At 73.6% G+C, this 12431-nt stretch carries 8 protein-coding genes; 3 read left to right on the top strand and 5 right to left on the bottom strand.

Annotated elements, in window-relative coordinates; genetic code table 11:
• Positions 1-72 precede the first annotated feature (72 nt).
• On the top strand, positions 73-1581 hold the full coding sequence (locus tag DP939_RS14990; protein ID WP_113981302.1) for an MFS transporter: 1509 nt from the start codon (positions 73-75) through the stop codon (positions 1579-1581).
• Here the strand turns inward: DP939_RS14990 and DP939_RS14985 are convergent.
• Complete coding sequence (locus tag DP939_RS14985) at positions 1556-2809, bottom strand: cytochrome P450 (protein ID WP_113981301.1); 1254 nt, start codon at positions 2807-2809, stop codon at positions 1556-1558. The genes DP939_RS14990 and DP939_RS14985 overlap by 26 nt on opposite strands.
• A gap of 234 nt (positions 2810-3043) precedes the next feature.
• Between DP939_RS14985 and DP939_RS14980 the strand changes: the two genes are divergently transcribed.
• A complete protein-coding gene (locus DP939_RS14980; RefSeq protein ID WP_225878257.1) occupies positions 3044-4513 on the top strand; it encodes an FG-GAP repeat protein in 1470 nt (489 codons plus the stop codon).
• 79 nt (positions 4514-4592) lie between these two features.
• Here DP939_RS14980 and DP939_RS14975 read toward each other — a convergent pair whose 3' ends face one another.
• From DP939_RS14975 to DP939_RS14960, 4 genes are all read right to left on the bottom strand, one after another.
• The gene (locus tag DP939_RS14975) at positions 4593-6170 is read right to left on the bottom strand and encodes an alkaline phosphatase D family protein (protein WP_113981525.1); all 1578 of its coding nucleotides are present in this window, start codon (positions 6168-6170) and stop codon (positions 4593-4595) included.
• Between the two features lie 163 nt (positions 6171-6333).
• Positions 6334-9066 (bottom strand): hypothetical protein, encoded by a 2733-nt coding sequence (locus tag DP939_RS14970; protein WP_113981299.1) that lies wholly within the window; start codon positions 9064-9066, stop codon positions 6334-6336.
• A gap of 11 nt (positions 9067-9077) precedes the next feature.
• Positions 9078-10859: an HSP90 family protein gene (locus DP939_RS14965; protein WP_113981298.1), complete on the bottom strand. Its 1782-nt coding sequence runs from the start codon at positions 10857-10859 to the stop codon at positions 9078-9080.
• Positions 10860-10927: 68 nt separating this feature from the next.
• Positions 10928-11791, bottom strand: coding sequence for a hypothetical protein (locus DP939_RS14960; protein WP_113981297.1), 864 nt, complete (start codon positions 11789-11791; stop codon positions 10928-10930).
• Positions 11792-12005: 214 nt separating this feature from the next.
• Here DP939_RS14960 and arfB point away from each other — a divergent pair, with 214 nt between their 5' ends.
• A complete protein-coding gene (arfB, locus tag DP939_RS14955) occupies positions 12006-12428 on the top strand; it encodes an alternative ribosome rescue aminoacyl-tRNA hydrolase ArfB (protein ID WP_113981296.1) in 423 nt (140 codons plus the stop codon).
• The last annotated feature ends 3 nt before the right edge of the window (positions 12429-12431 follow it).

Raw genomic sequence — 12431 nt, 5'->3', positions numbered from 1 at the left:
GCCCGAAGGGCACGGGTTTCGGACAGACCCCCGTCCGGAATGCAGGTATGCCCCAAGGGCGATGATGACGGTATGAGCGAGCGACAGACCGGCGACGGACACCTTCGCCTGGGCACGGCGGCAGGCCGCTGGGTGCTGTTCACCACGGTCCTGGCCTCGGGAATGGCGCTGCTCGACGGCACGGTGGTGAACGTGGCGCTGCCCGCGCTCGGGCGGGCGCTCGGGGCCGACATGGCGGGCCTGCAGTGGACGGTCAACGCCTACACCCTCACCCTCGCCGGGCTCATCCTGCTCGGCGGCTCGCTCGGCGACCGGTTCGGCCGGCGCAAGATCTTCCTGATCGGCGTCGTCTGGTTCGCGCTGGCCTCGGCCGCGTGCGGGATCGCCCCGAACATCGAGGTGCTGGTGTTCGCGCGGGCCTTGCAGGGCGTCGGCGGCGCGCTGCTCACCCCCGGTTCGCTGGCGATCATCCAGGCGTCCTTCGCCAGGAGCGACCGGCCGCGGGCGGTGGGCGCGTGGTCGGGGCTCGGCGGCGTGGCCGCGGCGGTGGGGCCGCTGCTCGGCGGCTGGCTGGTGGAGACGGCCGGCTGGCGCTGGGTGTTCCTGATCAACCTGCCGGTGGCGGCGGCCGTGATCGCGGTCGCGGTACGCCACGTGCCCGAGACCCGCGACACCTCCGCCGACGGCCGCTTCGACGTGCTCGGCGCGGCGCTCGCCGCGCTCGCCCTGGCCGGGGTGACCTACGGGCTGATCGAGCCGGACACGGGCAGGCTCGCGCTGGCGGCGGGCGTGGCGCTGGGCGCGGCGTTCGTCTGGCTGGAGATCCGCCGCTCGCCGCGCGCGCTGGTGCCGGTCGGGATCTTCGCCTCCCGGGTGTTCACCTCGATAAACCTGGTGACGCTGGTGATGTACGCGGCGCTGGGCGTGGTGACGTTCCTGCTGGTGGTGCAGCTCCAGGTGTCCTCGGGGTTCTCCCCGGTCGCCGCGGGCACCTCGATGCTGCCGCTCACCGTGCTGATGCTGCTGCTGTCCGCGCCCGCGGGTGAGCTGGCCAAGCGGATCGGGCCGCGCGCGCCGATGACCGCGGGCATCCTGGTCTGCGCCGGGGCGCTGGTGATGATGAGCGCGATCGGGCCGGGGGCGTCGTACCTGCGGGACGTGCTGCCCGCCGTCACGATCTTCGGGTTCGGGCTGTCGGCCACGGTCGCGCCGCTGACCGCGACGGTGCTGGCCTCGGCCGAGGAGCGGTACGCCGGGGTGGCCAGCGGGGTCAACAACGCGGTGGCGCGGACCGGCGGGCTGCTGGCCGTGGCCGCCCTCCCGCCGCTGGCCGGGCTCACCGGGGCCGCCTACACCGACCCCGTCCGGTTCACCGCCGGATTCCACACGACCATGCTGATCTCCGCCGGGCTGATGGCCGCCGCCGCCCTGATCGCCTTCGTGGCGATCCGCGGCAACGTGCTGGCCGATCCGGCCGCGCCCGAGCCCGAGCGGCACACGCACTGCGCGATCGACGCGCCGCCGCTGGAGGAGGAGTGCGAGTCGCGCCCCGCGGCTAGAAGGCGAACCCCTGGGACCTGACGCTGTTGTCGAAGTTGGACAGCAGCAGCTCGGGCTCGCCGACCGCGCGCAGGCCGGGCAGCCGGGTCAGCAGCTCGCGGAACATCGTCCTGATCTCCTGCCTGGCCAGGTTGGCGCCCAGGCAGAAGTGCGGGCCGGGGCCGCCGAAGCCGACATGCGGGTTGGGCTTGCGGGTGATGTCGAACCGGCCGGCGTCGGGAAAGACGGTCTCGTCGCGGTTGGCCGAACCGTAGAAGAGCACCACCTTGTCGCCCGGCGAAAGGTGCAGGCCGCGCAGGTCGTAGTCCTGGGTGACGGTGCGCCGGAACTGCATGATCGGGGAGACGTACCGGACCATCTCCTCGATGGCCCCGCCGATGTGCGCGTCGAAGTCGGTGGTCAGCAGCTCGCGCTGCTCGGGGTGGTCGGTGAGCAGCTTGATGCCGTGCGCCATGGTGTTGCGCGCGGTCTCGTTGCCCGCGACCAGCAGCAGCGCGAAGAAGGACCCGAGCTCCCGCCAGGTCAGCCGCTCGCCGTCGACGTTGGCCGTGACCAGGGCGGAGACCAGGTCGCCCGCGGGCGCGGCGGCGCGCTCCCGGCCCAGCCTGATCACCAGCCGTTGCAGCGCGAGCAGGGCGAACATGTTGCGCCCGGCCATCCTCGCCGAGCGCAGCAGGCTGGGACGCACGCCGGTGTAGGCGGTGGAGACGTCCACGTGGTCGTGGACCTTGGCCCGCATCTCGCCGGGGATGCCCATCATGTCGCAGATGACGTGGATCGGTAGCTTGGCGGCGACCTGGCCGACGAAGTCGCGCGGGCCCTCGGCGAGGACGTCGTCCACGATGCGGGCGGCGGCCTTGTCGATGTCGCCCTGCAGGCCGGAGAGCATCTTCGGGCTGAACGCCCGGGAGACGATCCGCCGCAGCCGGGCATGCCGGGGGTCGTCCATGTTGACCATGGACTCGCCGAAGACGTGTTTCACCCACCCGGGGGGCTCGGGGTTGGTGACGGCGGGCTCGCTGGAGAACACCTTCGCGTTGCGCGACGCCTCGACCACGTCGCAGTGCCTGACCAGCGCGTAGAAGCCCGCGCCCGAACGCAGCAGCGGCACCCGGCGCTCGGCGAAGAACACGGGGTGCTCCAGTTGCCGCAGCCGGGCGAACGCCTCGTGGCGGGCGGCCGGGGGCCTGCGCCAGAAGGCCAGATCGGCCAGATCGGCCGAGGGGGCAACCGCTGTCGTCATTGTCATATCCTGACACGTCAGCTCCGTGCCATGACACGACCCCGGACCGTAACGGGGATTTCACATGGCCGTGGGCCGCATGTCCGGTTTCCCGGAAACCATCGTGGCATGAGCCTCCCGAGCCCCGCTCCGGCAGTCGCAGCAGTACGGGCGGCCTCGCCCGCCCCACAGAAGCGGCCGGTCAGGCGGCGTCCGGCCGCTCCCCCGGCCTCGGTCCGATCGGCGGCGCCGGGTGCGAGGGTGACGGTGACCGCGGTACTCGCGGTGGCGGCGGCGGCCACCCTGAGCGTCCAACCTGCAGCGTCCGCGGCTGTGGCGGCGTGCCGGGCCGGGGCGGGGGCATCGGACTTCGATGGGGACGGGCGGGCCGACCTGGCCGTGGCCGCGCCGTACGCGACCGTCGGCGGGGTGGCGCGGGCGGGGTCGGTACGCGTCCTGTACGGCATGCGCAGGCCCGCCGACCTCACCCAGGGCCCCGGCGAGGCCGAACTCGGCGACGCGTTCGGCTCCGCGCTCGCCACCGGCGACTTCGACGGCGACTCCTGCACCGATCTGGCGGTCGGGGCGTCGGAGGAGTTCGCCGGAGAACGCCGTCCAGGCGCGGACGGCAACGGCGTCGTACGGATCTACCACGGCTCCCCCGGCGGCCTGCGCCCCGGCGCGGAGATCGACATCACCGACCTGGGCGGCAGGCGCGGCGGCGACCGGTTCGGCGCCGCCCTCGCGGCCGGTGACCTGGACGGCGACGGCGACGACGAACTCGTCATCGGCGCCCCCGGGCACGGCACCGGCGGCGCGGCCGGGATCTACGGGATGAAGGGCCGCAAGCCGTACCTGTTCCTCCAGAAGACCCGCTGGGTCGGCCAGCGGGCGCTGCCCACCGACCAGTTCGGCGCGGCCGTGGCCACCGGCGACTTCGACGGCGACGGCAAGGCGGAGGCGGTGGTCGGCGCGCCGGGCGACACCGTGCGCAAGGACGGCCAGGGCTCGGTCACCGTGGTGGACCCGCGGCGGCGGCGCGCGACCCTGCTCACCCAGAGCAGCCCCGGCATCACCGGCGCGGCCGAGAAGTGGGACGGCTTCGGGGCCGCGCTCGCCGTCGCCGACTTCGACGCCGACGGCCGCGACGACCTCGCGATCGGGGTGCCCGGCGAGGGCCTGACCGGCAACCAGCGAGCGATGGACTACGGAGACGGGACCGTGCACACGGTCTACGGCTCGCCCTCCGGCCTGCGGACCGCGCGTTCGGAGTCGTGGTCGCAGAACAGCCTGGTCGGCAAGCCGCGCTACTATGACCGGTTCGGCGCGGCGCTCGCCGCCGCCGACCTCAACGGCGACGGGGACGCCGAGCTGGCGATCGGCGTCCCGGGCGAGAACGCCGTCCAGGTCCTGGCCGGCACCCGCTCCGGCGGCCTGACCAAGATCGGCAACGTGCTGATCCCCGGCCCCAAGGGCGGTTTCGGATCGGCGCTGGCCGCCGTCCCGACCGGCGCGAGGGTGCGGGCGGCGTCCGCCCGGCGCGTGCCGTACGACCTCGTCGTGGCCTCCCCCGGCACCGGGCGGCTCACCCTGGTGCGCGGCGGCCTCAAGTCGTCCGCGAGCGGGGCCGTCACCGGGGTGCGCCCCGGCCGGACCGGGCGACTGCCCGCCGGTACCTCCCGCGACCTGTACGGCTACACGATGGCCGCGGGACGGCAGGGCGGTCGCTAGGCTGAAGGCATGATGTCGGGATCGAAGCAGCGGATCATCATCCTGGTGCTGATCGTCGCGCTGGTCGCGACGAGTGGCCTCAGCGTGGTCCTGTCCTGGCTGTCCGGCTGACCCCGGCCGCCCCGGTCAGTGCCGCGTTCCCGGCCTCGCCCGCGGGCACGGTCACGGTGTGCGTGGTCTTCGCCGGGGCGCCGCGCCGGGAGACGTACTCCAAGGTCCGGAAGTCCGCGCGCAGCTCGTCTGCCGCCAGGCGGCAGACGATGTAGCCGCGCCGCTGGTCCAGGTAGGAGATGTGCGGGTTCTCCGCCACGATCTCCTCCACCCGCGCCTGGTCGCGGTAGCCGTCGCCGTCGCTGGTGACGCTGGAGGTGACCAGTTCCACGCCGACCTTGGGCGAGTCCGGGTCGTCGAAGTCGATCCGCAGGTCGGCCGCGTGGTGCATGTGGGCGTCGCCGGTGAGCACGACCGGATTGGCCGCGCCGGAGTCGCGCAGCGCGGTGAGCAGCCGGGTGCGCTCGGCGGCGTAGCCGTCCCAGGAGTCCATGCTGACCTCGCGGCCGGGCCCCTGCCGCCAGTCGCGCTGGGCCATCAGGATCTGCTGGCCGATCAGGTTCCACCGGGCCGGGGAGCGGTGCAGGCCGTCCAGCAGCCAGTCCCGCTGGTCGGCGCCGAGCAGGGTACGGCCGGTGTCCAGCCGTTCGTCGCAGCCGGACCGCAGGCCGTCGGCGCACGCCTGGTCGTCGCGGAACTGCCGGGTGTCCAGCAGGTGGAAGCGGGCGGCGCGGCCCCAGTCCACCCGGCGGTGGACGCGGATCGACGACCCGCCGGTCACGCTGGTGCGGCGCAGCGGCATGTTCTCGTAGTACGCGCGGAACGCGGCGGCCTTGCGCCGGGCGAACACCGGGTCGGCGGTGCTCGACACCTCGCCCGCCCAGTTGTTCTCCAGCTCGTGGTCGTCGAAGGCGACCAGCCAGGGGGCCACGGCGTGCGCGCGTTGCAGGTCGGGGTCGCTCTTGTACTGCGCGTGCCGCATCCGGTAGTCGGCCAGGGTGCGGCAGGTGCCCTCGGTGTGCCTGCGGACCCTGCCCTCGATGGCCTTGTAGCCGTCCGGCGCGTACTCGTACATGTAGTCGCCGAGGTGGACCACCAGGTCGGGGTCCTGCTCGGCGAGGCGGCGGTAGGCGGTGTAGTAGCCGTGCTCGTAGTGCGCGCACGCGGCCACGGCGAAGGTGAACGCCGAGGTGTCCCCCGCCGGGGAGGTCCTGGTACGACCGGCCGGCGACAGGTGGCGGCCGGTCCTGAAGCGGTAGAAGTACTCCCGGCCGGGCTCCAGCCCGGACAGTTCGACGTGGACGCTGTGCCCCCGGCCCGCGGCGGCGGTCTCGGCCCCCGTGCGCACCACCTTGGAGAACCGCTCGTCGGTGGCGACCTGCCAGGCCACCTCGACGTCACGGCCCGGCATCCCGCCGAGGCCGCCGCCGCCCAGTGGGTCGAGGGCGAGCCGGGTCCACAGCACGAATCCGTCCTTGGCGGGGTCGCCGGAGGCGACACCGAGCGTGAAGGGGTCGCCGGAGAGGGCGCGTGCGCGGGCCGCCGCGGGCGTGCTCACCGCGCCGGGGATCGCGAGGCCGCCCGTCACGGCGGCGGTCGCGGTCATGAACACTCTGCGTGAGGGGTTCGGCTCCACCCTCCAAGTGCAGAAGATCCGATTAGCCCCGTTGTGACCTGCGCTGCACACCGAAGTGAACAACCGTTGCACAGGCAAGCGGATTACCCCGGGTGCCTGAACTCCGCGCCAACGCCAGACGGCGATCCGGCCGCTATCGGGCGACCTCCGGCCCCCCGTCATCGTCGTCGTCGCCGGGATCGCGGTAGATGGACGCCAAGATCTCAGCGGCCCTGTCCGCGGCCTCGTGCGCGCCGATCGAGCGGAATCCCGCGATGGCCTCCTTACAGCGTTCCCGGGCCAGGTCCGGCACGCCCAGCCAGTCCAGCGCCTCGGCCTCCGCACAGCCGATCCGGGAGGTCTCCCACACGGCGTCGGGGTCGTCGGCGGGCAGGCCGGCCAGTGCGTCGCGGGCCGCGGCGAAGATCTCCATCGCCTCCTCCTCGCGGTCGAGCTTGTAGACGGCCGTTCCGTGGAGGCGCAGCAGCCGGGCGGCGCGCAGCGGGTCGCCGTCGCCGAGGCCCGCCGCCCTGGCGTACACGCCGGCCGCCTCCTCGTGTCTGGACAGCCGCATCAGCAGGTCACCGGCCGCTTCGGCCACGGACACCGCATCCGCGCGGCGGTCTCTGGCCAGCAGCCCGGCCTCGACTTCGCGATAGTCGGCCAGCACCGTCTCCGGGTCGCCCGCCTCGGCGAGGTCGCGCTGCGCGTCGGCCCGGACCCACCGGGCGGTGAGCCGTTCGTCGGCGAGCTGCTCCGGCAGCATCGCCAGCGCCTCCTCGGCGGCCTCGGCCGCGTCCAGCGGGCGGCCGGTGGCCATGTACGCGCGGCACAGGTCGACCCGCACCACGGCGGCCTGCTCGTTCGCGCCGATCGCGGTGAGCGAGGCCACGGCCTCGATCAGGTCATCGGCGGCCTCCACGGCACGCCCCAGCGCCAGCAGCGCCTCGCCCCTGCCCGCGTACACGAACGCCCGCAGCCCGCTGTCGGCCCGGGGCGCGGCGGACAGCGCCTCGTCGTACGCCTCCGCCACCGCCTCCAGCGGCCCGTCCTGCCCGGTCGCCTGGGCGGGGGGTGTGGGGAGTGCGGCGGCCTGTTCGCGCAGGAGGCGGGCGTGCAGGAGGGAGGCGCTGGCCAGGCGCATGCCGCCTGCCGGGCGCAGGACGGCGCGGGCGCGGGCCGCGGCCGCGGCGGCGGTGTCCAGGGCGGCAGGGTCCTGGGCCAGGATCTCGGCGAGCCGCAGCAGCGGACGGCCCGGCTCTTCGCACCGCTCGGCGGTGCTCTCCAGCAGCCGCACGGCATCGTCCGGGCGGCCCGCCTCGTGGTAGGTCTGCGCCAGGCGCACGGCCGCGGCCGTGCGCTGCGCCGGAATGCCGTGGGCGTCCAGGTACGCGGCGGACTCCTCGGCCGCGGCGATCCAGTCGCCCTCGTCGCCCAGTGTCACCCGCATCAGCGCCAGGCGGCCCAGCGTCGCCTGGCGGCGAAGCTCCTCACCCGCCCGGGCGTATCCCAGCGCGGCCCGCTCCCACTCGTCGATCGTCTCGCGCGGCCGGTCCTGTGCCGCCGTGAGGCCGCGCCCCTCGCCCCGGCGGGCCCGCTGGACCTCCGAGAGCCCGGGGTCGGCCGCCTCGGCGTACAGCTCGTCGAACCGCGCCCAGGTCATCACCGCGGCGCGGAAGTCGGCCTCGTCCCAGGCTCGTTCGGCCAGGTCGAGCAGGGCGTCGGGGGTGGTCTCTGCCGGTTCGGGGAGCGTGGGCGGCACCGGCGCGGAGGGCAGGACGCGCCGCGCGTGCGGGGTGAGCGGCAGGTGCTCCACCAGCGGCTCGGACGCCATGGTCTGCTCCACGCGCAGGGACTGCTCGTCCGTGCCGTTGCGCGCGTCGAACCTGGCCGCCAGCTCACGGGCGGCCGCCTCCATCCGCGGGCGCAGCGCGCTCGCGGTGGTCTCCTCGCCCGGCCGCCGGATCACCGTGTCGCCGTGCCCGATCTCCTCCAGCCTGCGCAGCAGCAGCCCCGCCGCCGAGGCGAACCGCATCGCCGCGCGCGGGCTGGCGGCCCGGTCCAGCAGCGGCGACTCGCGCTGCAGGATCTCCAGGCCTCGCGCCTCGTTGCCGGTCAGCGCGCAGAACTCGATGTGGTCGCCGAAGTCGTCCACGTAGTTGGCGTCACCGGCCACGATCCGGTACGCCCGCCGGTGCGCGGCCGCCGCCTCCGGCATCCGCCCGGTGCGCAGGTAGGGCACCAGCAGCCGGGTCAGGATGCCCTGCGGCTGTACGTGGCAGGTCAGCTCGCCCGCGACGACGGGCGCGGCCAGCTCGACCGCCTCCTCGTCGCGGCCCAGCCACGCCAGGTGCCAGACCTGGCCGCTCGGGTCGCACCCCTCGCAGTCGGACAGCTGGTCGCGCGGCGTCGTCCGCCACCGGTGGAACCACTCGTCGGCCGCCTCCTGGTCGCCGAGGTGCTGGGCCAGGTAGCAGCGCTGGGCGTACACGGCGTGCAGCCCGGCGCCCGCCTTCTGATATCTGCTCTCCATCTCGGTGAGCGCGTCCTGGGCGCGGCGCAGCGGCACCTCCGGGAAGCGGATCATGGAGCTGGTGATCCACTTGAACTGCCAGAGCAGGTAGTGGGTCTCCCACTCGCCGAACCTGCCCGGCTCGGCGTCGTACTCGGCCAGGCAGCGGGTGAAGGTCGCGAAGGACTTCGCGGGCTCGGCCCCGTGCTGGTAGGCGGCGGTGAGGTCCATCCGCACCCGCAGGGTCAGGTCGCGGTCGCGCAGCGACTCGGCCAGCCCGAGCGCCCGCTCCAGCAGCACGGTCTTGGCCTGTCCGTACGGCGTGCCCCCGGCGCGCTCGATCAGTTCGTGGACCTCGTCGGCTCCGCCTGACATCCTTGCTCCCTCTACTCCCTGCCGAGGACGGCCCAGTCGAGCAGGCCGAGGAACGATCGGTTGAGCGCGGCGGTGTCGGCCGCGCGCAGCGGGTGGTGGCCGTGCAGCAGCGCCATGCCGTACAGGGCCTCCACCGCGGTCCCGGCCAGCGCCGGGTCGGGCAGTGCGACGATCCGCCTGACCAGCGGGTTGCGGTGGTTGAGCACGAGCCGCGGGCGGTCCGTGGCGACGACGTTCTCGATCGCGCCGAGCACGTCGGCCCACAGCGCGTCGCTGTTCTCGCGGGCCTCGCGCAGCTCGGCCTGGTGCTGCGCGGCGCGGCTGGTCAGGTAGAGCGCGGGCAGCGAGGCTGGATCGAAGTCGCGCAGCACGACCTCGCAGCCGAGCCCGTCCAGCGCTCCGGCCGCGGCCACCAGGAACGGCCGGGCGGCCAGCTCGGTCGCCGGATCGACCGGCGAGAGCCGGGTGGCCAGCTCGGCCGGGTCCAGCCGGTCCAGGCGGGCCTCGGGGTCGATCCGGTGCAGCCGCTCAAGGATGTCGGCGTCGTAGACGTATCCGGCGTTGATGAGGCCGACGCCCTGCGCGCCCGCCACGCCGGAGAGCTGCCGGAACTCGTCCACGCCCGAGGTGTAGCGCCCCTGCGGGTGGCGCATCCGGAACTGGGCGAGGGTCATCGGGCCGTCGCTGGTCTCGAACTCCAGCCAGCGGTCCACCAGGCGCAGCATGTCGTCGTCGTGCAGGGCCAGCGCCTTGACCCCCAGGTGGTGCAGGCGCAGGAACCCGCGCAGCCGGGCCGGGTCGGTCTCGGCCAGCGTGACCAGCCACTCGCGCAGCCGGGCGCCGAGCGCGGTGCGGGTGTGCTCCAGCAGGTCGTCCTCGTACAGCGCCTCGCGGCTGGCGGTCGGGCGCAGCTCGCCCGCGTCCACCACGCACCGGGCGAAGAACGCCCATTCGGGCAGCAGGCCCTCGGCGCTCTCAGCGAGCAGCATGCGCTTGAGGTAGACCCGGTGGGCGGCGCGGACGGTGGGGTTGGCCGGGCTGGGCAGGACGAACGCCACTCCGGTGAGCCCGGCCTCGGGCACGGAGAGGTCCACCACGTCGAAGGCGGTGAAGCCGAACAGCTCCCTGCCGTGGTCGATCAGGGCGGCCCGCCGGGCGTCGGGGGTGGGGTGGGCGGCCTGCCAGGGCGGGCCGTCGCCGCTGATCCGGCGGCCGTTGACGCGGACCTCGACGGGCAGCAGCGAGCCGTACAGGGTGGCCAGCTCGGTGACGGTCCGCTCCGAGACCCATTCGCCGGCGTCGGCGCGCGGCCGCAGGGTGACGGTGGTGCCGGGCTCGTCGCGCTCGGCGGCGGCCCGCTCGACGCGGTAGCGGCCGTCGGCGAGACCGGTCCAGCGCACGGTGTGGCCGCCGGTGACCGAGCGGGTCTCAACCTCGATCTCGTCGGCGACCAGGAAGCCCGACAGCAGCCCGATGCCGAACTGGCCGAGGAACTCGTGCCGGGCGAAGCCCAGCTCGTCGCGCTTGGAGGAGCGGCCGATGGTGGCCAGGAGGGTGTGGACCTCCTGCTCGGTGAGCCCGATCCCGGTGTCGTGGACCTTGAGCAGGCCGCCGCCGTTGTCCACGGTCAGCTCCACGCGGGCGGGCGCGACCGGGTCGTCGACCCGCCGGGCGGTGATGGCGTCGACGGCGTTCTGGAGTAGTTCGCGGACGTAGACGCGCGGGCTTGAGTAGAGGTGCCTGCTGAGCAGGTCGACAACTCCACGCAGGTCTACCTGAAAGGCGCTTTCCACCCGAATCCCCTCGTTCAACGACGACGGGGAATCACCCTAGCGGCCATGACCGACAGTGGCCGATCGGTTTAGAGGTACGGAGTCAAGAAGGGGTTCAAAGCGCCGGATCCGAGATACCTCCGGACGCTGTGAAAGTCGATCCAGTCGAGGTTGACGAGCCCGTCGTGGTCGACTCCGTTGAAGCAGCCCCGCAGTCCGGGCGGGATGGCCGCGATGTCGTCCTTGTCGGCGATGTTCACCCAGCGTTTCACGCCGTGCGGGCGAATGCCCCACCCTCCGGCGGGAGCGGGCATCAGCCGTTCGAAGACGACGTTGCGCATGCCGAGCGGGCTGCCGAGCGTGATCAGCAGGTCCACGTTCAGGTCGGGGTAGGCGTGCAGGGTCTCGTACGCCACGACGCTGCCGAGCGAGTGCGCGATGACCACCTGGGGGCTGTGCGTGCGGATCGCCTCGGCGACCGCCTCACGGCACCGGACGCGGGCCGGGCTCCCGGTGCTCTCCAGGTAGGCCGCGACCTCGGGGCAGAACATGGTGGCGAACGACACCGCCCGCTCCTCCAGGCGCTCCAGCAGCCACTCGGTGGCCCGGCGCAGCGCCCCGGTGAGCGATTCCCCGGCGGCCTCCTTGATCCCTTCGAGCTGCGTCGCCCAGTGGAAGAAGACGCGCTGCGCCTCGGCGTCCATGGCCTGCTCCACCCGTCCGCCGCGCGCGGGAACGGCGCCGGGGCGGCCCGGTTCGCCGAGGTGGTGGGCGTAGTAGGCCACGGCGGTGACGTAGTCCCCGCCGGAGTCGTCGGCCTGGCCGTTCAGGCCGCCGTGCAGATATCGGTTCCATTTACCGCGAAGCGCCTCGGCCGCTGCCGCGGCCGACATTCCGGCTTCCTCGTAGTAGTGGTACTTCCCGATACCGTGCACGCCTACGATCGCCGTCACAACGCTTCCTCCGTGGAAATCCCCGTCCGGCCCCGGCCGCGGGCGATCCGGCCGCGAAACGCGGAAAGCAGCGGCCGACGGGCCAGCGGATACGATGCACGACCCGCGTCCGCTCCCACAAGTGACGGAACTTAACCATTTGATCACCGTATGGGGGTGGCGGGTAAACTCTATGGCGACAAACCCCCCGAAAGCCCAGAAAGGAGGGCGGATCATGCCCGGCCCGCTCGTCGTACGCACCTCGGTCGTCATCCCCGAGGCCGAGCTGCACTGGCGCTTCTCCCGCTCCTCCGGGCCAGGAGGCCAGGGCGTCAACACCACCGACAGCCGCGTCGAACTCGGCTTCGACCTCGCCGCCACCACCGCGATCCCGCCGGACCTGAAGGCCCGCGCACTGGACCGTCTGGCCCCGCGGCTGTCCGGCGGAGTCCTCACCATCGCGGCCTCCGAGCACCGCTCGCAGCTCCGCAACCGCGAGGCCGCCGCAGCCCGCCTCGCCCAACTCCTCCGCGAGGCCATCTCCCCGCCCCCACCCCGCCGCCGCCCCACCAAGCCCGGCCGCGCCTCCATCGAACGCCGCCTCACGGCCAAGAAACACCGCGCCGACCTCAAGCGCCTCCGCCAAGCCCCCCACTGACCC

The sequence above is a fragment of the Spongiactinospora rosea genome (assembly GCF_003315795.1).
In the GTDB taxonomy this organism is placed as follows: Bacteria; Actinomycetota; Actinomycetes; order Streptosporangiales; family Streptosporangiaceae; genus Spongiactinospora; species Spongiactinospora rosea.
This window is presented reverse-complemented; position numbering and strand designations above follow the sequence as displayed.

Excerpts from the sequence above, each read along its gene's own strand:
- DP939_RS14990 (WP_113981302.1), top strand. The coding sequence starts at position 73 with ATGAGCGAGCGACAGACCGGCGACGGACACCTTCGCCTGGGCACGGCG.
- DP939_RS14985 (WP_113981301.1), bottom strand. The coding sequence starts at position 2,809 with ATGACAATGACGACAGCGGTTGCCCCCTCGGCCGATCTGGCCGATCTG.
- DP939_RS14975 (WP_113981525.1), bottom strand. The coding sequence starts at position 6,170 with ATGACCGCGACCGCCGCCGTGACGGGCGGCCTCGCGATCCCCGGCGCG.
- DP939_RS14970 (WP_113981299.1), bottom strand. The coding sequence starts at position 9,066 with ATGTCAGGCGGAGCCGACGAGGTCCACGAACTGATCGAGCGCGCCGGG.
- arfB (WP_113981296.1), top strand. The coding sequence starts at position 12,006 with ATGCCCGGCCCGCTCGTCGTACGCACCTCGGTCGTCATCCCCGAGGCC.